The 22591-nt window shown below is 65.4% G+C and carries 25 protein-coding genes, 1 other RNA gene and 1 riboswitch; of the genes, 11 read left to right on the plus strand and 15 right to left on the minus strand.

Annotation, left to right across the window (positions count from 1 at the left end):
- Positions 1-22 precede the first annotated feature (22 nt).
- From MRBLAR12_RS11050 to MRBLAR12_RS11080, 7 genes are all read left to right on the plus strand, one after another.
- The gene (locus MRBLAR12_RS11050) at positions 23-1426 is read left to right on the plus strand and encodes a M23 family metallopeptidase (protein WP_229994938.1); all 1404 of its coding nucleotides are present in this window, start codon (positions 23-25) and stop codon (positions 1424-1426) included.
- Between the two features lie 115 nt (positions 1427-1541).
- Complete coding sequence (gene smpB, locus MRBLAR12_RS11055; protein ID WP_090581234.1) at positions 1542-2012, plus strand: SsrA-binding protein SmpB; 471 nt, start codon at positions 1542-1544, stop codon at positions 2010-2012.
- A gap of 101 nt (positions 2013-2113) precedes the next feature.
- Positions 2114-2482: a transfer-messenger RNA gene (gene ssrA, locus MRBLAR12_RS11060) on the plus strand.
- A 380-nt stretch (positions 2483-2862) separates the two neighbouring features.
- On the plus strand, positions 2863-3666 hold the full coding sequence (locus MRBLAR12_RS11065) for a tyrosine-type recombinase/integrase (RefSeq protein ID WP_229994929.1): 804 nt from the start codon (positions 2863-2865) through the stop codon (positions 3664-3666).
- Positions 3667-3812: 146 nt separating this feature from the next.
- The gene (locus tag MRBLAR12_RS11070) at positions 3813-4244 is read left to right on the plus strand and encodes a hypothetical protein (protein WP_229994930.1); all 432 of its coding nucleotides are present in this window, start codon (positions 3813-3815) and stop codon (positions 4242-4244) included.
- A 77-nt stretch (positions 4245-4321) separates the two neighbouring features.
- Positions 4322-4603 carry a DUF6221 family protein gene (locus tag MRBLAR12_RS11075; protein ID WP_229994931.1) on the plus strand — a complete coding sequence of 94 codons (282 nt, stop codon included), beginning with the start codon at positions 4322-4324 and terminating at the stop codon, positions 4601-4603.
- 299 nt (positions 4604-4902) lie between these two features.
- Positions 4903-5709, plus strand: a complete 807-nt coding sequence (locus MRBLAR12_RS11080) for an SEC-C domain-containing protein (RefSeq protein ID WP_364746013.1) — start codon at positions 4903-4905, stop codon at positions 5707-5709.
- On the opposite strand, the gene MRBLAR12_RS11085 is transcribed toward MRBLAR12_RS11080, so the two are convergent.
- Complete coding sequence (locus MRBLAR12_RS11085; RefSeq protein ID WP_364745912.1) at positions 5613-6101, minus strand: hypothetical protein; 489 nt, start codon at positions 6099-6101, stop codon at positions 5613-5615. The genes MRBLAR12_RS11080 and MRBLAR12_RS11085 overlap by 97 nt on opposite strands.
- Positions 6102-6250: 149 nt before the next feature.
- On the opposite strand from MRBLAR12_RS11085, the gene MRBLAR12_RS11090 reads away from it, so the two are divergent.
- A complete protein-coding gene (locus MRBLAR12_RS11090; protein WP_229994934.1) occupies positions 6251-7096 on the plus strand; it encodes a glycosyl hydrolase in 846 nt (281 codons plus the stop codon).
- A gap of 703 nt (positions 7097-7799) precedes the next feature.
- Positions 7800-9662 carry an alpha-amylase family glycosyl hydrolase gene (locus tag MRBLAR12_RS11095; RefSeq protein WP_364746016.1) on the plus strand — a complete coding sequence of 621 codons (1863 nt, stop codon included), beginning with the start codon at positions 7800-7802 and terminating at the stop codon, positions 9660-9662.
- 110 nt (positions 9663-9772) lie between these two features.
- On the opposite strand, the gene MRBLAR12_RS11100 is transcribed toward MRBLAR12_RS11095, so the two are convergent.
- The 14 genes from MRBLAR12_RS11100 to MRBLAR12_RS11165 form a co-directional block, all read right to left on the minus strand.
- Entirely contained in the window at positions 9773-10129 is a 357-nt protein-coding gene (locus MRBLAR12_RS11100) for an SHOCT domain-containing protein (RefSeq protein ID WP_364745915.1), read from the minus strand.
- A 41-nt stretch (positions 10130-10170) separates the two neighbouring features.
- Positions 10171-10659 carry a DUF6325 family protein gene (locus MRBLAR12_RS11105; protein ID WP_229995339.1) on the minus strand — a complete coding sequence of 163 codons (489 nt, stop codon included), beginning with the start codon at positions 10657-10659 and terminating at the stop codon, positions 10171-10173.
- 335 nt (positions 10660-10994) lie between these two features.
- A complete protein-coding gene (locus MRBLAR12_RS11110; RefSeq protein WP_290369394.1) occupies positions 10995-11129 on the minus strand; it encodes a hypothetical protein in 135 nt (44 codons plus the stop codon).
- Positions 11130-11176: 47 nt separating this feature from the next.
- Positions 11177-11548 (minus strand): hypothetical protein, encoded by a 372-nt coding sequence (locus MRBLAR12_RS11115; RefSeq protein ID WP_229995340.1) that lies wholly within the window; start codon positions 11546-11548, stop codon positions 11177-11179.
- Between the two features lie 127 nt (positions 11549-11675).
- Entirely contained in the window at positions 11676-12044 is a 369-nt protein-coding gene (crcB, locus tag MRBLAR12_RS11120; RefSeq protein ID WP_229995354.1) for a fluoride efflux transporter CrcB, read from the minus strand.
- A complete protein-coding gene (locus tag MRBLAR12_RS11125) occupies positions 12044-12493 on the minus strand; it encodes a fluoride efflux transporter FluC (RefSeq protein ID WP_364745920.1) in 450 nt (149 codons plus the stop codon). The genes crcB and MRBLAR12_RS11125 overlap by 1 nt, the downstream gene beginning before the upstream one ends.
- Before the next feature lie 16 nt (positions 12494-12509).
- A complete protein-coding gene (locus MRBLAR12_RS11130) occupies positions 12510-13223 on the minus strand; it encodes a metal-dependent transcriptional regulator (protein ID WP_229995342.1) in 714 nt (237 codons plus the stop codon).
- 16 nt (positions 13224-13239) lie between these two features.
- Positions 13240-14526 carry an Nramp family divalent metal transporter gene (locus tag MRBLAR12_RS11135; RefSeq protein ID WP_414645494.1) on the minus strand — a complete coding sequence of 429 codons (1287 nt, stop codon included), beginning with the start codon at positions 14524-14526 and terminating at the stop codon, positions 13240-13242.
- Positions 14527-14658: 132 nt separating this feature from the next.
- Positions 14659-15435: a class I SAM-dependent methyltransferase gene (locus MRBLAR12_RS11140; protein ID WP_414645499.1), complete on the minus strand. Its 777-nt coding sequence runs from the start codon at positions 15433-15435 to the stop codon at positions 14659-14661.
- A 153-nt stretch (positions 15436-15588) separates the two neighbouring features.
- Entirely contained in the window at positions 15589-17007 is a 1419-nt protein-coding gene (locus tag MRBLAR12_RS11145; RefSeq protein ID WP_364745923.1) for an aminotransferase class V-fold PLP-dependent enzyme, read from the minus strand.
- A 34-nt stretch (positions 17008-17041) separates the two neighbouring features.
- Positions 17042-17155: riboswitch (SAM riboswitch) on the minus strand.
- A gap of 161 nt (positions 17156-17316) precedes the next feature.
- Positions 17317-18129, minus strand: coding sequence for a histidinol-phosphatase (gene hisN, locus MRBLAR12_RS11150; protein WP_229995344.1), 813 nt, complete (start codon positions 18127-18129; stop codon positions 17317-17319).
- 78 nt (positions 18130-18207) lie between these two features.
- The gene (rsgA, locus tag MRBLAR12_RS11155) at positions 18208-19323 is read right to left on the minus strand and encodes a ribosome small subunit-dependent GTPase A (RefSeq protein WP_229995345.1); all 1116 of its coding nucleotides are present in this window, start codon (positions 19321-19323) and stop codon (positions 18208-18210) included.
- Positions 19307-20710 (minus strand): 3-phosphoshikimate 1-carboxyvinyltransferase, encoded by a 1404-nt coding sequence (aroA, locus tag MRBLAR12_RS11160; protein ID WP_229995346.1) that lies wholly within the window; start codon positions 20708-20710, stop codon positions 19307-19309. Before aroA ends, rsgA begins: the two co-directional genes overlap by 17 nt.
- 7 nt (positions 20711-20717) lie before the next feature.
- Entirely contained in the window at positions 20718-21266 is a 549-nt protein-coding gene (locus tag MRBLAR12_RS11165) for a DoxX family protein (protein ID WP_229995347.1), read from the minus strand.
- Positions 21267-21514: 248 nt separating this feature from the next.
- Here MRBLAR12_RS11165 and MRBLAR12_RS11170 point away from each other — a divergent pair, with 248 nt between their 5' ends.
- Complete coding sequence (locus MRBLAR12_RS11170) at positions 21515-22267, plus strand: sigma-70 family RNA polymerase sigma factor (protein ID WP_229995348.1); 753 nt, start codon at positions 21515-21517, stop codon at positions 22265-22267.
- Positions 22264-22524 (plus strand): mycothiol system anti-sigma-R factor, encoded by a 261-nt coding sequence (rsrA, locus tag MRBLAR12_RS11175; RefSeq protein WP_229995349.1) that lies wholly within the window; start codon positions 22264-22266, stop codon positions 22522-22524. The genes MRBLAR12_RS11170 and rsrA overlap by 4 nt, the downstream gene beginning before the upstream one ends.
- The last annotated feature ends 67 nt before the right edge of the window (positions 22525-22591 follow it).

Genomic DNA, 22591 nt, shown 5'->3' on the forward strand with positions numbered 1-22591 from the left:
GCGCAACGAAAAGGGAATGCTTATGACACCGATGGCCCGCCGCCCCGTACGGCAATCGCTCCGGCTTCGCTTGGTGGGACGCCGCAGCCGGATGATCAGCGCCACCCTGGCGCTGGTCCTGGCCGGGAGCATGGGAGCCTCGAGTCCGGTGGCATTCGCCGACGACCTTGAGGACCAGCAGGCCGCGCTCCGCGACGAAGCGGCCCGGGTCCAGCATTCCCTCGAATTCGTGGACGGCCGGATCGCCCAGGCGGCGGCGGACCTGGTCCTGTACCAGGGCCAGCTCCCGGGTGCCCAGCAGGCCCTCCTGGACGCCCAGGGCCGGGTGGCCGGAGCGGTCCAGGAAGTCCAGGCCCTCGCGGCCCGCGTGGACCTGGCGCAGCAAAACAAGGCAAAAATCACGCAGCAGCTCGAATCGGACAAGCAGAAGATTGCGGACACCCGGAAGCTGATCGGGCAGATCGCCACACAGGCGTACAAGTCCGGCGGCGTCCCGTCCAACCTGTCCTTGTTCTTCGGCTCGAACCAGGGCAGCAGCCTGACGGACACCATCGACCTCGCGGACCAGGCCCTGCGCAGCCAGAACTCCGCGATGGACAAGCTCACCCAGCAGAACGCCACGAACGTCAACGCGCAGGCGCGGCTGGCGGCCGTCGAGGCCGAGATCACGGACCTCAAGGCCAAGGCCGACGCCGCGCTGGCCCGGGAAAAGGCGGCGCGGGACGAGGCCCAGGCCAAGAAGGCCGCCGTGGACAAGCTGATCGCCGACACCACCCGGCTCGACGCCGAACTCCAGGCCGCCAAGCCCGGCATCCAGAACCAGCTGGCAAAGGTCAAGGCGCAGCAGGACGCCGTCGCCGCCGAAATCGCCGAACGCGACCGGAAGCTGCGTGAGGCCTGGGAGGCCGAGCAGCGGCGCATCGCTGAGGCCGCGGCGGCCGCCGCCCGCGCGCGGGGCCAAGCCACCCAGCCCTATGTCCCGCCGGCCCAGGGCTCACCGTCGGCCTTTGGCCTGCAGCACCCGTTCCCGGGCAATATTCCGATCACCTCCGGGTTTGGCTGGCGTCCGACGCCGGCGGGCACCATCGACTTCTACGGCCAGGGCGGCTACATGCACACCGGCATCGACTTCGGCGCCCCCTGCGGCACGCCCGTCTACGCCGCGGCGGCCGGCACCGTCTTCTCGGCCGGCTGGGCCAACGACGGCGGCGGCAACAACGTCAAGATCTCCCACGGCGTCATCCAGGGCAACTCCCTGACCACGATCTACTACCACAACACGTCCGTGGCGGTCTCGGCCGGCCAGCACGTCAACCGGGGGCAGCTGATCGCCTATTCGGGCACCACCGGCAACTCCACCGGCTGCCACTCGCACTTCGAAACCTGGCTCAACGGCCGGGCCGTGAACCCGATGAACCTGCTGTAGCCAGTCCGGTGGCCGGCGCTGCAGCATCTGCGCCGGCCGCCGCCCTGCCGTAAACTGGAAAGACTCCGCACCATCAGGCCGGAGTGAACCACCAACAAAACCTAGGAGTCCTACCGTGCCCAAAGAAAGTGGCCGTAAGGTAGTGGCCACCAACCGCAAGGCCCGGCACGACTACCTCATCCTTGACACCTATGAGGCCGGCATTGCGCTGATGGGCACGGAAGTTAAGTCCCTGCGCGAAGGCCATGCCTCGATGGTTGACGGCTTCTGCACGTTCTACAACGACGAGCTGTGGATGGAGGGCATCCACATCCCCGAGTACCACCAGGGAAGCTGGACCAACCACGCCGCACGCCGCCGCCGCAAGCTGCTGTTGCACCGCGAAGAGCTCACCAAGATCTCGCACAAGATCCGCGAATCGGGGTTCACGATCGTGCCGCTGCAGCTGTACTTCGTGGACGGACGCGCGAAAGTCGAAATCGGCGTCGCCCGCGGTAAGAAGGAATACGACAAGCGCCAGACCTTGCGCGAACAGCAGGACAAGCGCGAGGCGCAGCGGGTCATGCGCGAACGCAACCGCCGCTAGCCGCAACGGGCCGCTGGGAATGTTTCCTGGAGGCGGTGCGTTATGATTGGTAGTCCGGGAAGGATCCGAAAGTGTCCGGTCCGGGTTTGATAAAAAAATACGGGGATGATCGGTTTCGACGATGTTAGTCGCGACAGGTGAAGCGGGCCGAGGATGCAGAATTATCTCGTAAACGCTGTCTGCAAACCAATAAGTGCCGAATCAAAACGCACTGACTTCGCTCTCGCTGCCTAAGCAGTAAGACAGTCCGTCAGCCCGAGGTTGCTATTGCCCCGGATCCTGGCGTCATTTAGATAGCCACTGCTGTTTACCTCCGTCATCGGGGTAAACGGGACTCTTAGATGACTGGGCCCGGATCAGCCAGCTGTTTGTAGCATGGCTGGGGCCGAGAAAATCCAACGCAAACTGCGCCCGGAGAAGCCCTGACAACACGACATCGGACGGGGGTTCAATTCCCCCCATCTCCACTAGAGTTAGCCCCTAGATCCTTAGGATCTAGGGGTTTTCTTTTTGCCTGTTGGCGAGAAACGGCACCGATAGGGGACAGGCATGGAAGCGACACAGGACAGAACGGGACAACAAGATCTTGCGGGGGAGCGCTACGAGGCCGCCCGCGGCTGGCTGTCCTTCCTGACAAGGCGCTCGAGCTGAAGGCGTTCCTTGATGCCAATGGGAACAGCTACAAGCTTGCAGCCACGGCGAAGGTCCGGAAGGACTCCACGGCGCCGACCGTCTACGAAGTCGTGGTTCGGCACTTTGATCTGCTCCGCAAGCCGCAGCCCGGCACGATCGCGAAGTATCGGAAGATGGCTGCCGCGCACGTCGCCTCCAGCGACCTCGGCCGGACGCCGTGGACAAGGTCAACAAATCCGCCGTCATCGACTGGCTAGACGGACTCACGGTAGAGCAGGGCGCCAACCAGACCAAGGGGCAGCCGCTCTCGCGTAAGACCAAGCAGAACATCCACGCGCTGCTCTCCGCCGCGTTCGTTACCGCCATGGATGCCGAGACCATGACCCGCAACCCGGCCAAGGGGGTGGCCGAGGCCGATCTCAACGAGGCGCGGGAAGCCGTCTACCTCTCGCCCGAGGATCTAGTCATGCTTGCCGAGCGCATCGACCCGCACTACTCCCTCTTTATCCGCTTCCTGGGCGGCACGGGCCTCCGGTACTCCGAAGCAACAGCGCTGCGCCGGCGGGACATCACAATCCGGGACGGGCGCGCCGCGGTGCGCGTCAGCCGGGCATGGAAGTCCAAGGGCAAGGGCGAAGAGATCGGGCCGCCGAAGACGAAGAAGGCCAACCGCACCGTGACCTGTAACGCGAGCCTCTCCGCCGCTCTCGCGGAGCGCCTGCAGGAGATTGGGCTCGATGACTTCGTGTTCCACCGCCCGGACGGCGACTACGTCCGCAACTCCCGCTTCCACAAAGAAGTCTGGCAGCCGCTCATGGGGGAGCTGGTCGGCAAAGAGCTGGACCGCAAGCCTTGGATACACGAGATCCGGCACGCCCACACCACGCACCTGCTTGACGCTGGTGTCCCCGTGCACGTGGTGCAGGCCCGGCTGGGGCACGAGGACCCGCAGACCACGCTGCGGGTCTACGCGAGACTGGCCAAGGCATCCGACGCCGCCGCGGCCGACGCCCTCGGCTGATCGCCCCGCGTCGCTGCTAAGGGCACGGTAGAGGACGCCATTGCGCCATCGCAACTTGGTGCGGGGTTCCTGTACAGACATTGGGTACTTTGCGCACACAGTCCGTAAGGTATGCCTATCCGAAATGAATGAAAGGCACGCGCATCATGAGCAAGGGGACACCTACCCGGTCGATCGGGATTGACGACGAACTCTGGGAGGAAGCCAAAGTAGTCGCCGCCCGGCGCTCAGACACGGTCACGGAGGTTATTCGAGGAGCCTTGCAGAGATACGTCGCTGAGGTGTCTTCGGCGCCGGGGCGACGCGCCAGGCCGCAAGCCGACTCCGATTCTGGCCCGCGATTCCTGTCGGTCTTCGAAGCGACCACAACAACCAGGGTGCACCTCGACCGCGCTGACACGGGGGACCACGGACGTACCTTCGAGCCGGGCTTGTCGGTCACGGCCGTCCCGATGGGCGGCCAGCTTTGGCACCTCACCGCCGTCGCGGAAGGCTACGTCTGGGTGGGCCTCGGGTCGTCGCAGGAAATCGTGGCCACGACGCTCCTGACCACGATCAAAGGGAACGACATTTCTTAGCTCGGCCAGCTAGCGGCCCAGCCAAGGCCTCCGACGGTGCTGCTGCGGACGCGCTCGGCTAGTGGCAGTATGAGCGCATGGTGGACATCATCGAGTTTCTGGAAGCGCGGCTGGACGAGGACGAAGCCGAGTCACTGGATTCCCTCCAGCACGAGCCCTACCCCGAGAGTTGGGCGAACATCATCGCCATGCGGATCCTGCTCGAGTGCGCCGTCAAGCGCAAAATCATCGCGCACTTCAACCGCATCGACTGGGACTTCGAACCAGCAGGAGACCAGGACTACATGGAGAAGTTCCTGTTCATCATCGCCGAGCCGTACATGGACCACCCGGACTACCAGCCGCGCTGGCGCCAATAGGACTGCTCAGGGACCGGCCGCCGGGCCGTCGGTCGCCGAGTCTAGACTGGATCGAGACGGGACATCGGGCTTGCATGCGCGCTTTGGCGGGGACGCGGCCCGCACGCTGGACCTTCCGCACCCACACGAGACTAGCTTGGAGATCACCAGTTGACGCTCATAACCGTCGCCGCTAACCCCGATTTCATCGTTCAGCTTTCGGACCGCCGCCTCAGCACGTTCTACCGCGGTGCAATGGGGGTTTATAGCGAAGACGCAACCAAGGTGACATACTTCAGACGCCAACCTTTCAAGCCTTGATGGGGTATACCGGACTGGCCATTATCGGGAAGAAGAGCCAGCCGACGATTCAAGTCCTCATGGATCTCATGTATGAGGCTCTTGAAGAAGCCGAACTCGACTTCGGTGTTGCCGTTGAAAGGTTTCGCCTCCTCCTCACCGCGGCCTGGAACGAGCCGAGGATCCGGCACCTTGGACCGGCCACTGCCCGCCTAAGCATCGTCCTGACTGGATTCCAACTCTTTGGAGAGGGGAAGTACAAAGGTCCCTACCAGTGGCTAATCACGAACTACCAGGAGTTGGGCGGAAAAAAAGATCACGAGCTGGCATGGCCGGAGTTCCAGAGTTATGTCCGGGCACCGCAGGATGACTGGCCGATGTGGATTTATCGGATCGGAGAGCATCGCGCCCTACCGACCAGCGAGGCAGAAACGATCCGAGAGCGTCTGGCTGAGGGGATACCACCTCAAGCAGTTAAGGACTCAATGCTGAATCTCCTTCCTCGACAGTCGGCCACCCACCCGATAATCGGCACGAGGGCGAACGCCGTTACTCTTCGACCATACGGAGAGCCGGAAGGCAGCTACCACTCCTACGATGGTGGAGTCCACGACATTGGATCCTTCGACAGAGTTGTGGTCGAGGCCCCAGGCGAAATGTTCATGGTCTCCAGCCTGACTGTGAAACGGGCCTCTCCGGGTGCAAAGTTTGTCACTGAGGTTCCAATGCGTCAGCCCTGCCCTTGCGGCAGCGGACTAGAGTATCGGCGCTGCCACGGCAAGACCCCGTTCAAGGCCCCCGAAATCACGTTCCGGGCCGCCAAATGAATCTGCTTCATGCGCGTTGCCGGCGTCAGTAAGGTCTCCTCGGGCAGGAAGCCGGGGAGCCGGTTTCCCCACTTGATGGCGCACAGTTTTTCGGGGCAGCGCCGGTATTCCTCGATGTCCCATTCGGATTCGGTGACGCGTCTGACGTTGCCGGCCGGAACCCATGCCCAGTGCTTATGGTCGTCATCATCAGTCCATGAGACAAGGACGTTGGAGGCGTTCCAGCGCTCGGCGGAGGCGTAGACGTCCACCGTGCCGCCGGCGGCCAACGGGACACGGGCCATCACCCTTGGGTAGTTCCCGTACTCCCACGACTTCGTCTCCTCCGCCGAGTGACCCGCCGCGGACCTGAGGTACTCGTAGGTCTGCCCGTCGAGGGTGAACGATGCCATGCCGTCATCGTAGTGGGACCCAGCCGTATATCAGCTGATGACGGAAGGCATGTGGTGAACACCAAGTCTTTCCTCAATGCTGTGGCAAACCTGCAGCAATTTGGTGCTGAACAGTGCGGGGAGCCGAATAGGCTCTTACGGTCATCGGAATGCTCCGCCTTCGAAAGGACCTCATGGACCGCCGCAAATTTCTGACCGTGCCTTTGGCTGCACTCGCGGCGCCGGGTGCGCTTCTCGCGGCCAACGCGAGTGCCAGCCACGCGGCAACGCCGGCCCTGAAGGGCATCGGCTACTCGAACAGCACCGACCTCGCGAGGGCCCAGATCAAGATGCTGAACGTCGCCTGGCACTACAACTGGGAACCGTACTGCAACCTCACGACCCCGCCTTGGACGCCGATGGTCAAGAACGCCAAGCGCTTGGAAGAAGGCGCCATCGCCAAGATCATGAGCGGACTGCCGCAGACCCAGGCCAAGCACCTGCTCGGCTTCAACGAACCCGACCACACGGCGCAGGCCAACATGAGCGTCGACCAGGCGATCAGCCTGTGGCCGCAACTTCAAAAGACCGGGCTCAGGCTCGGCTCGCCCGCGGCGGTGAATCCCACCAGCCCGTGGCTGTCAGACTTCATGGCGAAGGCCAAGAACAAGGGCCTGCGCGTGGACTTCATGACCATGCACCGCTATGCGTGGCCCAACGTCGAAGACTTCCTCGCCAATGTCACCGGCCTCTACGAGAAGTACGGGAAGCCGATCTGGGTGACTGAATATGCGGTCGCGGACTGGCAGGCCAGCTCAACAAAACCCAGCCGGTACAGCCGGGCCACGACCGAGTACTTCATGAAGGCCACGGTGGCAGAGATGCGGAAGATGCCCTACGTCGAGCGCTTCGCATGGAAGAACCGGCCCATCACGGACCCGGTGATGGGCAACTCCGCACTCTTCGACACGCGAGGCTGGCGGACGTCCACCGGCAAACTTTACGCCTCGTTGTAGGGGGATCGGGAAGAGGGGCTGTAGTGGACACCACTGCAGCCCTTTTTCGTGAGGCCATTTCCGCGGGCCTGGTTGCGTTCTGATCAGGGCTGCCGACTCATTTGACGGCCGAAGGTTGTACGGTTATTCTAGCCTTCGCAGAGCTACATCTCGAAGCGGCTCCGTGATGAGGTCGCTTTCACGGCCAACGACGTCGAAGACATCTGCGAGGTCCTGGGCGAGGATTTGCTGGGGCTCGTGGCCGCCGCGGTGCGAGCCGCCGGCCTCACCAGGAACGGCCGCCAGCGCTAGACCCGAACACGCAAAAAGAGCCCCACCGAAGACTCCTTGTGCAGGAGGTCCGGTGAGGCTCTTTTTGGTGGATTCTTTGTTGGCGCCGCCAACACGACCTAGAACGACGTGAACAAAACATGGGTAAGAACTGCGGAATGTAGAGGGAGCCTAGCTACAACGGTTGTCCAAAAAAGTAGCTAAACGGGTTTTCAATTCCCCCCATCTCCACATCGGAGCCCCGGCAACGGTGCTCCACCCCGTATTGGGTTCACAGAACTCCCCGCTGACTCCGGTTGGCGGGGAGTTCTGTGCGTTAAGGGCGGTCGCTGCAGCGGGCGGTGCACCCGATACACGGTCAGCGTGCCGTGGCAGACCGGAGAAACCCGAATGCCCTTCCATGTCGCGGACAAATTCTCCATACTTGGCAATCATGCAGATGGATGCAGCGAAACAAAACCACTATCACCCGTCCCCGCGCGACTGGTCGGACCAGGTGATCTATTTCCTGCTGATAGACCGTTTCTCTAACGAACTGGAGGACGGCTACAAGGACGCCGCCGGGCAGATCGTGCGGGGCAGTACGCCGCTGTTTTCGCCGGGGGACGCGAACAATGCCGTGCAAGCCGCGACTGATATTCAGAACTGGGAGAACGCGGGAACCCAGTGGCTCGGCGGGACTCTGAAGGGGATACAGTCCAAACTCGGCTACCTGAAGAGGCTCGGGGTCACCGCGCTCTGGATCAGCCCCATACTGCGGCAACGCCCCGGCGTGGATGACTACCACGGCTATGGCACACAGAACTTCCTCGACGTTGACCCCCACTTCGGCACAGCCCGGGACTTCAAAGAGCTGGTCACCGCCGCCCACGACGCCGGGCTCTACGTCATCCTCGACGTCATCCTCAACCATTCCGCGGACGTGTTCGAATACAACACCGTCGATCCCGCCACAGGGCAGCCCTACATTCCAGACTGGACCGGCGCCACCTATCCGGTCACCGGGTGGCGGGACCCCGGCGGCGTTCCCAGCCTGCCGTTCCCCGCGCCGGTTAATCCCCCGAATATGGACAGCGCGGTGTGGCCGAGTGAACTCCAGACCGACGGCGCCTTTACCCGCAAGGGTCAGATCGTCCACTGGGACGATCCCCAGGAGACAACCGAGGGGGACTTCTTTGGGCTGAAGGACATCCATCAGGGAACCGGGCCGGTGGACGGGTATGAGCCCTCGGCAGCCTTCCAGACCCTCGTCGAGGCATATCAGTACTGGATCGCCGACGCCGACATCGACGGCTTCCGCGTGGACACGGTCAAGCACATGGACCCCGGCGCCACGCGATACTTCGCCTCCGCCATTCATGAATTCGCCCAGACCATCGGCAAGGATTCCTTTTTCCTGGTCGGAGAAATCACCGGGAGCCGGGAAGAGGCCATCAGGCTCCGGGACCTGACCGGGCTCGATGCTGCCTTGGGCTTGGCGGACGTGCAAGGACGAATGGTCGATGCGGTCAAGGGCTGGAGCGACCCCGCCGAATACTTCGATCTCTTCCGCAACTCGATCCAGGTCGATAAAGCGACCCACACCTGGTTCCGCAACCACGTCGTCACAAGCTTCGACGACCACGACCTGGTCCGCCAAGGGAAAAGCTACAAGGCACGGTTCGCCGCCGATCAGGACGGCCGGGCCCTGGAACTCGCCGTCCTTGCCCTGAACGCCACCACGCTGGGCATCCCGTGCATCTACTACGGCAGCGAGCAGCGATTCGACGGGAAATTTCCGCCTGAGGTCATTCCGCGGCCCACGGACGACTTCAAGGCAGACCGGTACATCAGGGAAGCAATGTTCGGCGGCCCCTTCGGATCGTTCCGTAGCCGCGACAGGCACTTCTTCGACGAGTCGCGGGACAGCTACCAGGAACTTGGGAAAATCCTTGCCGTTCGGAAGCGGGAGCTCGCGCTCCGGCGCGGCCGGCAGTACCTGCGCCCTATCTCCGACGACGGCGTCACGTTCTGGTACCCGGAACGCGTCGGCGCCGGGAGGATGACATCAATCGTGGCCTGGAGCCGGATTTTGTCGGACAGAGAGGTTGTCTGCGCCATCAACACCGATTGGGCGGCCCGGCGGACAGCATGGGTGACCATCGATGCCGGCCTGCATTCGGCCGGCGACAAGTTCGTGTGCCTCTATTCAACGGACGAGAACACGGTGGGCTCGCTGGTAGCCGCTGAGCCGCGGAACGGCTTGGCGATCAGGATCGACGTTCCCCCGGCGGGCTTCGTCGTCATGGCGCCGTAGATAGTTCTCATGCCTAGATGGGTCCCATGAGAGAGGGAAGGGAAGTGTCTTCTGACATTTCCCTTCCCTCTCGGCTGCCCGGCGTTAGATGCGTGCGTTACATGTCTGCGTTACATGCCAAGGATCTTCGCCTTTTGCGCCACGAACTCTTGCTCCGTGAGTATCCCTTGTTCCTTCAGCGCCCCGAGTTGCTTGAGCTGCTCGAGGGCTTCGTTTGAGATGCCGCCACTGGGGGCAGGGGGAGGGGGCGGCGGCTGCTGGTAGACAGGCTGCTGGTATGCGGGTGGTGGCGGTGGTGGGGGTTGCTGCTGGGCCATCTGCGCATCGTAGGCCTCCTGCTGCTTGGCCGCGGTCGCGGCGTCCTTCTCGGCGAACTTGTTGGCTTGCCGGCGCTGGACGCGGCCACTGACCGCACTGGCTGTCCCGGCAACGACCGCCGTCCGCCCTATACCCCTAAGAAGTCCCATAATTTTCTCCCGTCGGATCGCTTCTTATGATGTGTCAGGTCTTACGCGTCAGGTAACGGCGCCGCGGCAGGTGCCGGCGACTCGGCGTCGCGGGCCTCGAGGGCGTCGAGGGCTTCCATCACGTCCGGCGCAGGGATCCGGGTGCTCGCGATGAGTTCGCCCCCGCTGTCGCGTACCGCCGCCACGAACGGTGCCGCCCAGATGTTCTCGTAGACAATCAGCGCGGCAACCGTCCCTGGGAGAAGCGCGGCCGATGCCTCGGCGATATCGTCATCGCCCAAAAGCCCGGTCTGCGCGCCGTCGAAGTAGGAGAACCCCGCCGCCGGACCACCTGGGTCGGTAAGTTCGAGCACCTCGACAGTGCCGTCGTCATTCTTCATGACGACGAGGAGATCGAATAGGCGGATCACGCCCTGCTCGACGAGCTTGACGAGTTCCTCACTCGCCCGTCCCGTCAGTCCCGCCACGGGGAACTCGAGGAGTACGAAGTCGACCGGCCCGTGGGCCTCAGTCTCCGGTGTGGTTGTCACTGGTATTCCTCCGGTCTGTGTCGAGCACGCTGTCTGGCGCACTGGTCTTAGTGTGGGCGGTCCCTGCCGGGGCGTCACCACCCGCGTCGAATGATTCCGGTGCCGGGCCGGGCGGCCAATAGGTGGAACTGCTCAATAGCTGGAACGGCCTCGCGCGGACAGGGCCACGGAATCGGGGACATGACGGTTGGATCCCAAGACCACTAAAGCGCCAACGGGAGTCCCGCCGCATCATCCGTTTCGGGTGAGCCCCAATGCCCCCGGGGCCCGGCAAACGAACAAGTTAGGGGACACAGCAAGGGGCCGGAAGCAACGGCTTCCGGCCCCTTGAGTGTTCAGCGCTTCTTGATGTGTGCCACTGGATCGGTGTGGGCATCAACGATGTGCTTCGCCTTTTTCTCGGCCCGTTTTTCCTTGATCGTTTTAACCGGCTTTTTCGACACGCTTTGGTGCGGCGTCTTGTCAGGCATGGTGCTCTCCCTCACGGCAGGGGCCCGGAGTAGCCCCGTCTTTTAAGCTACGCCTCGGGAACCGCGGCGTCCACGATCCCTGCGAAGCGGCTGCCGACGCCGTCGTACACACTGCGCACGAGCCCGGGGCCGAGGACGGGGATGTCGCGGGCCTCATGGTGGGCGCAGCAGACATAGGTGAAGTCCGGCCACCATTTCTTGGGCCGTGCGGCTTCGGAGAATCCGCAGACGGCGCAGGTGATCTGGACCCAAATGGGCCGCTTGCCTGTCCGGTTTGCCTTGGACTGGACCAGCCATGCCGGGGGGTTGTCCAGCAGCTCGCCGAGCTCGGCCTCGGACAGCCGGGAGGGGATGCCGTGACGGTGCGCCATCTCCAGGGGAATGTCGAGGATCTGGGCTGCTTCACGTCGGGTAACCATCCTTCAACGATACGGGAACGACGGCGGCCCTGAGCCACCGGAACGCCCCGGTGTAAGGCTCGACACACTCGCTCGCGGGCCCGGTCCTGGCCGGGCTGAGGCAGGCCATCAGCAGGCTGGGGGAGTCTTAGCCGGCGAGGAAGAGTCCGAGGGCCGCGGCCGCGAGGCCCGCAATGAGATTCGAGCCTATGTTGAGCGCCGCCGCCCGGTAACGGGTTTCGCTGACCAGACGGACCGTTGCTGTGGTCCATGAGCTGAAGGTTGTCAGGCCGCCGGCCAGCCCGGTCGCGATGGCGGCGTGCCAGTCGGCCCCCAACTCCAGGTGGCCGGTCAGGCCCACGGACAAGCCGATGATGAACGATCCGGCGACGTTGACCGCAAACGTTGCCCACGGCCAGTGCGGACGGGAACCTTGATGGTGCGCAAACCAGGAGTCGACGGCGAACCGCAGCAGTGCTCCCGCCACCCCGCATAACCCCACCACGAGCGCGGTCATCATCGGGCACCCCCGCCGAGGTCGGCAGTCGCTTTGCCGGTTTTCCAGCCGGCGGCCGCGGCCCCGAGGCCGAGGACGAGCGAGAGCCCGAGGTAGGCCAGCCATGTGGCGTGGAACCCGGCGCGGATCTGCTGGTCAATGACTATCACGAGCGCTGAAAAGGTGGTGAAGGACCCCAGGAGGCCAGGACCGATACCGGCCCGCAGCCAGAAGGCCGTCTGTGGCCGCGCGATCCAGATGGTGGTCAGGGTGGCCAGGATGAAACTCCCGGCCACGTTGATCGCCAGCGTGGTCCATGGCACCGCGCCGGCGCTTTCGGGAAAAATCAGGCCGGCGCCGAACCGCAGCTCAGTTCCGATCAGCCCGCCGACGGCGACGGCGGACCAGGCTTTCCAGCCCGGCACGCCGGGGCGTGGCGCGGCCCGGCGCTCGTCCAGCACGCTCTTCACTCAGCTCACTTTTCACTCATGGGCCGGTAACGCTGCAGCCTGCGTGCGCGGCGTCGCTGTGGACCCAGAGGGCCGAAGCGACTTCCTCGGCAAAATCGAATTCCCGCGGCTCCGCGGCGGAACCGATCCGCACCACGATCGGGCCGCCGAACGGCCTCCGGCCCACCACCTCCACTTCGGCGTCGAGATCGATGTCCTCGGCGGCGAGGTAGCGCAGGAGCTCCGGGTTCTCGTCGCTGATCCGCGTGATCCGGCCGGTGTGGCCGTCGTCGAGTTCGCTCAGCCGGTGGGCGGCGGGCACCAGCACGGAGCCGTCCGCGGCGGGGATGGGATCGCCGTGCGGGTCCCGTGTCGGGTTTCCCAGCTTGGCGGCCATCCGTTCAATGAAGGTGTCGGAGACGGCGTGCTCAAGGAGCTCTGCTTCGTCGTGGACCTCGTCCCAGCGGTACCCGAGCTCCCGGACGAGGAAAGTCTCGATCAGCCGGTGCCGCCGGACCATGGACAGGGCGAGCCGGACGCCGTCGCTGGTCAGCGTGACGGCGCTGTAGGGCTTGTGGTCTACGAGGCCCTGGTCCTTGAGCTTGCGGACCATTTCCGAAACCGAGGAGTTGGCGACGCCAAGGCGTTGCGCCAGCTGCGTGGAGGTGATCGGCTTCCGCTGCCACTCGGTGAACGAATAGATGACCTTGACGTAGTCCTCGATCGAGGAGGAGGGCGTACTGGTCTTCACAGACCTAAGCCTACCTTCAGCTGCCTCCGGAGAAAGTGAGCCACAGCAGGACCAGGTTAAGTGCCACGACGAGCACCACGCTGATGATGGCGGCGACTCGGAGGGCCGGGCCGTCGGCAAACCGGCCCATCAGGGTCTTATTGCTGGTCAGCACCACCAGCGGGACCAGGACAAAGGGAATCCCGAAGCTGAGGACCACCTGGCTCAACACGAGTGCCCAGGTGGGGTCGAAGCCGACTGCCAGCAGCACAACGGCCGGAATCAGGGTCACCACGCGGCGGGCCATGACAGGGATCCGGATCTTGAGCAGACCCTGCATGATGGTTCCGCCGGCATAGCAGCCCACCGATGTCGATGCCAGGCCGGACGCGAGCAGCCCGACTGCGAAGATCACGCCGACGATGGGCCCGAGGTTGGCGGTGATGGCGGCGTGCGCGCCCTCGATTGTGTCCGTGCCCTCTTCGCCGCCGAGGGTGGAGGCGGCAAGGAGCAGCATGCCGATGTTGACCAGGCCGGCGATGGCCAGCGCGGCCACGACGTCGAACCGGGTAGCCCGGACCAGGCGCGCGACGGCCGCCGGGGGAACATGCTGGTGTTCGTCTGGCCGGTGCCGGTCCCGGGACAGGGCCGAGTGGACGTAGATGGCGTGCGGCATGACGGTGGCGCCTAGCATGCTGGCGGCCAGCAGCACCGTGTCCGGGCCCTGGAAGCCGGGCACGAGCCCGGCCAGGGCCGCCCCCGGATCCGGCGGGCTGATGAACAGCCCGGCGAGGAAGCCGATGGTGATGATGCCGAGCAGGAACATGATGATGAATTCGAAGGGCCGCTGTTTCTGCCGGGCCTGCACCGCGAGCAGGAGCATCGACACCGCGCCGACAATCACGGCGCCGAGGGGGAGTGGGAGTCCGAAAAGCAAGTACAGGGCGATTGCCCCGCCCACTACCTCTGCGAGGTCGGTGGCGGCGGCCACGACTTCGGCCTGCAGCCAGAAGGCGCGCCGCCAGAAGGGCTTGAGCCGCTCGCCGAGAATCTCCGGGAGGCTCTTGCCCGTGACGATCCCGAGCTTGGCGGACTGGTACTGGACCAGGACTGCCATGATGTTGGCGGCCACGAGGACCCACACAAGCAGGTAGCCGTATTGGGCGCCGGCGGTCAGGTTGGCGGCCACGTTTCCGGGGTCCACGTACGCGATTGACGCCACGAACGCTGGCCCCAACAGGCCGATCAGCGCCCTGCGGGCACCCGGATGCTTGTAGGTCTGTGCGCCCTGGGGCGGTTGCTCGTGGCCCTTTACATCCAGCACTGCCGCTCCTGTGATTTGGCGCGTCCACGTTGACGCGATGATTGGCTGGCCGGAATAGCAGCCAGTGTCAAAGTTTTGTGCGACTACAAGTAATTATTAGGTATACCGAAACGATAAGCCCCGGCGATGGCCTCACGCAATCCGGAAGGCCCGCCACGTCTGGGTCAGGTAAGGCAACCGGAGCACGTCGCCGGGGGCGTGGCCCAGGTGCTCGTGCAGGTACCAGTCGAGGTTGGCCATGACTTTGGCCCGGGTGGACTCCGATGCCGCGAGGTAGTAGCTGCGGGACTTGGTCAGCTCCTGGATGTCCTCCGTGGTGACGGAATCCTCCCACCGGGTCAGGTGGCTCTCCACTCCGGTGAACTCGGGGCCCACCGGCGGGCGGAAGTGTGGCTTGAGGACGTCCCCGGCGTGCATGATGCGTGAGAGCCGGTGCACCCAGGGCACAGCGGTGTCCAGTTGGTTCCAGGTCAGGCCCAGCACGCCGTGCGGCCGCAGGATCCGGGCAATCTCGGCGCTGGCCAGGCGAGGGTCGCACCAGTGCCATGCCTGGGCGACCGTGACGAGATCGAACGTCTCTGGCTCCAGGCCCGTCTTCTCGGCACTGCTCTCGATGGCGGTGACACCGGGCAGGGTCCGGCGCAACTGCTCGAGCATGTCCGCTGAGGGGTCAACAGCCACCGTGCGCAGTCCACGTTCTGCCAGAAGCGCCGTGAACTTTCCGGTGCCGGCGCCAATGTCCGCGGCGTCCTTGGCCCCCGCCGGAATCAGCCAGTCGGCCGACTCCTGCGGATAGCTAGGGCGGACGCGTTCATAGTGCTCCCCGCCGTCCTGGAAGCTTTGTCCGAGTTCCTGGCGACGTTCACTGTGCAGTTTGGGGCCACTGTGCAGTTTGGAACCACTGTGCAGTTTGGAGCTACTGTGCAGTTGGGGTCCGCCGCTTGCCACGTGCGATCTCCTTCGGGAAGGTCCTGCTGGTTTCAGATACCTTTCGAATTTACCGCACCGGCGCTGGGGTCCTGATCCTGCCTCGGGTTAGTACACCTGCTTAGTCCGCCGTGCCTAGTCCTCCGTGCACGGCGCGGCACCAGCGGTGCCCGGGGTGTTCGGCGCCCAGTGAGGGTAGCTGCGGGTATCGTTGGCCGGCACCCAGCGGCCGGCGTCCACCACGTAGTCCCAGCCGAGTCCCGTTTGCCGCAGCTGCTGCAGGCCGGCCAACAGGCGCTCGGCGTCCTCCAGCCGTGAGCCGAGGCCGAAGCTGGCGCGCAGGGAGCCTGCAGGCAGGCCGAGCCGCTTGAGCAGCGGGTGGGCGCAGAAGCGGCCGTCGCGCAGGCCAATGCCGTGTTCGGCCGACAGGTAGGCGGCCACCAGCCCGGCGTCGTAGCCTTCCACCGAAAAGTTCACGACGCCGATGGTGCCGGTGCCCGGTAGATCGACTCCGGGGGAAGAAGCGGGAGTCGAATCGGCAAAGATCCGGTGAACGGTCACGCCGTCAATGCCGTGCAGACCCTCGACGAGGAAGGACCGGATGGCGTCCTCGTGGGCCTGCCACTGCTCCGGGTCCAGGGCCGCGATCACTTGGGTGGCGCGGGCCAGGGCGGCCGCGCCGAGGACGTTCGGCGAGCCGCCCTCGTGCCGGGCGGGTCCGGTGGTCCAGCTGACGGAGTCGAGCCGGGCGTCCCGGACCGCGCCGCCGCCGGCCAGGTGCGGGGTGCCGGCGTCGAGCCAGTCCGTCCGCCCCACCAGCACGCCGGCGCCGAACGGGGCGTAAAGCTTGTGCCCCGAGAAGGCGAGGTAGTCGACGTCGTCCGCGGCGATGTCGATCCGCCGGTGCGGGGCCAGCTGCGCGGCGTCGACGACGATCCTGGCGCCGTACTCGTGCGCCAGTGCGGCAAGAGTCCGGATCGGCAGGATCTCCCCGGTGACATTGGAAGCGCCGGTGACGGCCAGCAGACTCACGCCGCCGCGGGCGAGCTCGTCCCGCAGGCGGTCCACAGTGGCCGCGAGGGTGGGGGCGGCCACGACGCTGCGGTGCGGGACGTTCTGCCAGGGCAGGAGGTTGGCGTGGTGCTCGATGTCGAGGTAGAGGACCTCGCCCACCGGCCGTCCGTCGCGGAGCGGCAGGCAGCCGGCCAGCAGGTTCAGGGAATCGGTGGTGTTGCGGGTGAAGATCACCGAATCGTCCGGCCGGCCGCCCACGAAGTCCCGCACGATGTCCCGGGCGTTCTCGTAGACGGACGTGCTGATCTGCGAAGCGTAGCCGGCGCCGCGGTGCACGCTCGCGTAGTACGGCAGGATTTCGTTCAGGTAGGCCGAGACGACGGACAGTGCCGGGGCGGAGGCGCCGTAGTCGAGGTTGGCGTAGCGGGCGTGGCCGCCGGTGATCAGCGGGGCCTGGATTTCGGCGCCGGTGACGGCGGCCAGCGGGCGGGCCGCAGCGGCGTGGAATTCGGGGGCTGCGGGAAAAATGGCAGTTGTCATGGGACCTCACTCGACCAGGACCCCACATCATGGGAATCCGCGCTTGCCGGGTCCGTTCCGGACCGGCCAGGTCGTCACCCGGGGCACCCCACCGCGTCTGGAGGGTTGCCGGCCAGCAAACCGGGGTTTAGCGCTGGCACTCGTGACCTGCATCGAGCGTAGGACATCCGCGCAGCCGGGGAAAAGACGGCCAGCGATTGTGAAGCGGATTGTTACGTGCGAAAAACGCATGTTCGTCGAACAAAAAGCGGCGGCAGGCCCCGGGTGGGGGCTGCCGCCGCAGTTTGTTCGATTGCGCCGTGATTGAGCCTAGAGGAGGTCGTCGAGTCCGGGGTTGAGCCGCTTGAGGACTTCCGAGTGGAGGATCGAATTGGTGGCGAGGGCGTTGCCGCCGAAGGGGCCGTCCTCGCCCTCGAGCGACGTGAAGCGGCCGCCGGCCTCGGTCACGATCGGAACCAGCGCGGCCATGTCGTAGAGGTTCAGCTCGGGTTCGCAGGCGATGTCCACAGCCCCCTCGGCCACGAGGCAGTACGACCAGAAGTCACCGTAGGCGCGGGTACGCCACACTTCCTCGGTGAGGCCCAGGAACTCGTCCAGGTTCCCGCGTTCCTTCCAGCCGCCAAGGCTGGAGTAGGACAGCGAGGCGTCCTCGAGCTTGGAGACGTTGGATACTTTCAGCCGAGTGGCGGCGGCGAGCGAGCGGCCCGTGTAGGCGCCCGCACCCTTGGCGGCCCACCAGCGCTTGCCCAGTGCCGGTGCGCTGACGACGCCGACCACCGGCTCGCCCTCATCGACGAGGGCGATCAGGGTGGCCCAGACCGGGACGCCGCGGACAAAGTTCTTGGTGCCATCGATCGGGTCAATGATCCAGCGGCGGGAGCCGTGGCCCGAGCTGCCGAATTCTTCGCCCAGGACCGCGTCGCGCGGACGGGACCGGGAGAGCTGGCCGCGGATGGCCTCTTCGGCGGACTTGTCGGCATCGGTCACGGGCGTGAGGTCCGGCTTCGTCTCGATCCGAAGGTCGAGCGCCTTAAAGCGGCTCATGGTCTGGGAATCGACCGAATCTGCCAGTACATGGGCAAGGCGCAGGTCATCGTTGTAGCTCGAAGCGGGTTGGCTCATGGTTCCAAACTACCGTCAAACCGGGCCGCCGGGCGGGAGGCCGCGGCACGGCGCCGCAGGCCCTGTTGCCGGGCGGGCTTAGGAAACGGTGCCCAGTTCCTTGGTTTCCTGCGCTTCCAGCCGCGGATCCGTGCCCAGCAGCCGGCGCAGGGACGCGAGCCTGGCGGGTCCGGAGGGCCCCGCGTGCCCGGCCGCAACCCACTTGTCGACGCCGCAATTGACGGCGGTGGAGTCGTGTTTGCAGCCGCGTTCGCAGTCGTCGGTGCCCGGTTCCAGGTCCGGGAAGGAGCGGAGGATCCGGTCCGGATCCACATGGGCCAGCCCGAAGGACCGGATGCCTGGGGTGTCGATGATCCAGCTGCCGGCTGGCGCATCGTTGACTTTGAGCGCCAGGGCGGAGGAGGACGTGTGGCGGCCGCGGCCGGTGACCGCGTTGACGCCTCCCGTGGCCCGCTCGGCCCCGGTCAGGGCGTTGACCATGGTGGACTTGCCGACGCCGGAATGGCCCAGCATCACGGTGACCTTGCCGTCGAGGTAGTCGCGCAGCTGGGACACCGCGTCCTTGTCGAGCCGGGCGGAAAGCCCGTCGTCGGAACGGGCGTCGATGCCGGAAGCGGCGGAGTCCGCGGTCTTGGAGATGATGACGGGGAAATCGAGGTGCTGGTAATTGGAGAGCAGCTCGGCGGGATCCTTGACGTCGGCCTTGGTGACGAGCAGCAGCGGCTCGATGCCGGCGTCGTACGCGGCCACCAGTGCACGGTCGATGAACCCGGTCCGCGGCTCGGGATTGGCGGCGGCGACCACCACAACCAGCTGGTCGGCGTTGGCCACGACGGCGCGTTCGATCGGGTCCGTGTCATCGGCGCTGCGGCGCAGGAGCGTCTTGCGGTCCTGGATCTTGACCAGCCGCGCGAGGGTGTCGGGCTCGCCGGTGACGTCCCCGACGAGGGACACGAAGTCGCCGGCGACCACGGGGTTGCGGCGCAGCTCCCGGGCCCGTGCCGCGATGATCTTGCGTTCGTCGGGAGTTCCTTCGCCGACGACGGCGGTGTAGCGGCCGCGGTCAACGGTGATGATGCGTCCGGTCACGGCGTCGTCGTAACTGGGCCGGTCCTTGGTGCGGGGGCGGGTGCCCTTCTTGTTCGGTCGGATCCGGACGTCGGACTCGTCCCAGGAATCAGTGCTGCGTGCCACCGGCGGTGTCCTCATCTGCGGCGGATCCCTGTGCCAGCATCGCTTCCCAGAGTTGCGGGAAATCGGGCATGGTCTTGGCCGTGGTCGCGATGTCCTGGACCTCTACGCCGGGCACGGCAAGGCCAAGGATGGCGCCGGCCGTGGCCATGCGGTGGTCCGCGTAGCTGTGCACCACACCGCCGTGCAGCGTGGCCGGGCGGATGATAAGACCGTCGGCGGTCTCTTCTGCGTCGCCGCCGAGGCGGTTGATTTCGGTGACGAGGGCAGCGAGCCGGTCCGTTTCGTGGCCCCGGAGGTGGGCGATGCCGCTCAACCGGGAGGGGCCGGCGGCGAGGGCGCAAAGCGCCGCCACGGTGGGGGCGAGCTCGCTGGTCTCGTCGAAGTCGCCGCCCTTGATCTCCGGGCCGCCGCTGACGGTCAAGGTGCCGCCGTCCACTGTCACGGTTGCGCCCATAGCGGTCAGGATGCCGCGCCAGAGGTCACCGACCTGCGTGGTCTTCGCGGGCCAGTTCGGGATCCGCACGGTGCCGCGGGTGGCCAGGGCCGCCGCGAGGAACGGCCCGGCGTTCGAGAGGTCCTGCTCGATCCGCTGGTCGAAGGCGCGGATCGGGCCAGGGGAGACGACCCAGTGGTTCGGCACCGAGTCATCGACCGCCACGCCCACCCCGCGCAGCACGGCCACGGTCATGTTGATGTGGTCCAGGCTCGGCACGGGCTTTCCGACGTGTTCGAGATGGAGTCCCTCGGTAAAGCGGGCCCCCGCCAGCAGCAGGGCGGAGACGAACTGGGACGATGCGCTGGCGTCGATGATGAGGTGGCCGCCGCGTACTTCGCCAGTGCCGTGGACGGTGAAGGGCAACGACGACGCCGAACCGCCGTCGGGTGCGGTCACTGCCACTCCCAAACCGGCCAGGGCCTCGATGATGGTGCCCATCGGGCGATTGCGGGCGTGCGGGTCGCCGTCGAAGCGGGACTCACCGCGGCGCAGCGCCGCCACCGGAGGCACAAAGCGCATGACCGTGCCGGCCAGGCCGCAGTCGATCGCGGTGTCCGCCGCGTCGCCGTCAATGCTGATCGGGATGATTTCCAGGTCGGGGCCGAAGGCGCCGTCGCCGGGAACCTCCGTGACGGTTGCCCCCAGCTGCCGCAGGGCCTCAATCATCAGTGCCGAGTCCCGGGAGTGCAGGGGGGCCCGCAGACGGGACGGTCCGTCCGCGAGGGCGGCGAGCACGAGGTACCGGTTGGTCAAGGACTTGGAGCCTGGAACCGTGACAGTGGCATCGACCGGCCGTGCGGCAAAGGGTGCGGGCCAGTGCGGACCGACGTCGGCAGAATAGGGGCCGGCAGGGTGGGAAAGGGCAGCTGCAGAGGGGGTGGTGCCAGTCATTACCGTCTTAAGCTCCGGCTGAGTGGTCTACGGCTTTGCGGACGACTTTGTCGGCCTTTTTCAGCTGCTTGTTGGTGTTCTTCCGGGCATCGGCGGCGAGGTGTCCGGCGCTCTTCTTGGCATCCGCGGCCAGGTGGCCGGCGCGCCAGGCCAGGCTGGGCTTGCCGGCGGTATCGACGGCGGCGAGGAGCACACCGCCGGTGAGGGTGACGTTTTTCAGGAGCTGTTTGCGGCGGGCGTCGCGGGCTTCCTTTGAGGAGATGTCCGCGCTGCGCCATTCAACGTAGCTGTTCAGGACCGAAATGACGGCGAGCAGGGTGGCTGCCAGCCGGGCGGACTTGCCGAGGGCGAAGCAGACGCCTGCACCGATCTGGGTGCCGCCGATCACCCGGGCCAGGACTTTTTCGTTGGGCTGGAACGGCAGTGCGTCGGCCGTGCGGCGCAGCAACGGGGACAGCTGTGCCGCAGTGTCATCCGCGTTCTTGAGCTTGTCCATGCCGGCGAGGACGAAACTGGAGGCGAGCATGGGCCGGGCGAGAAAGCGGACAAACGACATGAATTTCCTCCTGGATGGACGAACCGCGGCTTCACTGCGGGGGAACCGGTTCTAGTCTTGCACTTTTGCGGAATATTTGCCCGCCGGACGTGGTTGTGAAAGGCAGATCCCAGCAGGCTACGGAAGGCAGAGATTTGACGAGGGTGTTGGACAGGACGGAACCGGAAGCCCGTTCCGGGCAAACATGGACCCTCGCGCCTCCGGCTGTTCCGGGTGCCCGGTGGAAGGTGACAGTAGACTTGAACGCAATGAGCACCATGGACCCGGCCGTTGCGGCCATGCACGAGGTTGCCGGAAACGACGCCACGCCCACCAAGACACCGGACGCCGGCGCGGCCGCCGCCTTGGAAACCGAGGTGGACGGAAAGCCCCTGGACCTCTCCACCGAGTCGGCGGAAGAGCGCCGCGTGCGCTTTGAACGCGACGCCATGCAGTACGTGGACCAGTTGTATTCGGCGGCCATGAGGATGGCCCGGAATCCCTCCGACGCCGAGGACCTGGTCCAGGAGGCGTACACAAAGGCGTTTTCCGCGTTCCACCAGTACAAGCCCGGAACCAATCTGAAGGCCTGGCTGTACCGCATCCTCACCAACACCTACATCAACCTGTACCGGAAACGTCAGCGTGAGCCGCTGCAGTCGAATTCGGACACCATCGAGGACTGGCAGCTCGCCCGCGCCGAGTCGCACACGTCGTCGGGACTGCGTTCGGCCGAGGCCGAGGCCCTTGACCACCTGCCCGATTCCGATGTAAAGCGCGCACTCCAGTCGATTCCGGAGGAGTTCCGGCTGGCCGTGTACTTCGCCGATGTCGAGGGCTTCGCGTACAAGGAAATTTCAGACATCATGAACACCCCCATCGGGACCGTCATGTCCCGGCTGCACCGCGGCCGGAAGATGCTGCGGGACATGCTTGCGGACTATGCCGCCGAACTGGGATTCAGGGCCGCAACCGAGTCAGGCGCCGCGGCCGACAGCAACAAACAGGAGAACAGGAAATGAGCGACTGCCAGGGACTGGGCGACTGCGACGACGCCCGGATGCAACGTATCTATGAATATCTGGATGGTGCGCTCACGCGTGACGACATCGCAGAGATCAAGGACCACCTGGACAGCTGCCCGGAGTGCCTGGAGCAGTACGACCTCGAATGTGTCATCCGCGTGATGGTCAAGCGTTCGTGCACCGAAGCAGCTCCGGAAAACCTCAAAAACTCCATCCTGGACCGGATTCACTCGATCCGGACTGTGGAAGCCTGAGCCCGGCTCCATACCTGGAAAACAAATGACCCCGGAAGCCGTAAGGACTCCGGGGTCATTCGTCTAA

It is taken from the genome of Arthrobacter sp. LAR12-1-1.1, assembly GCF_040676555.1.
In the GTDB taxonomy this organism is placed as follows: Bacteria; Actinomycetota; Actinomycetes; order Actinomycetales; family Micrococcaceae; genus Arthrobacter.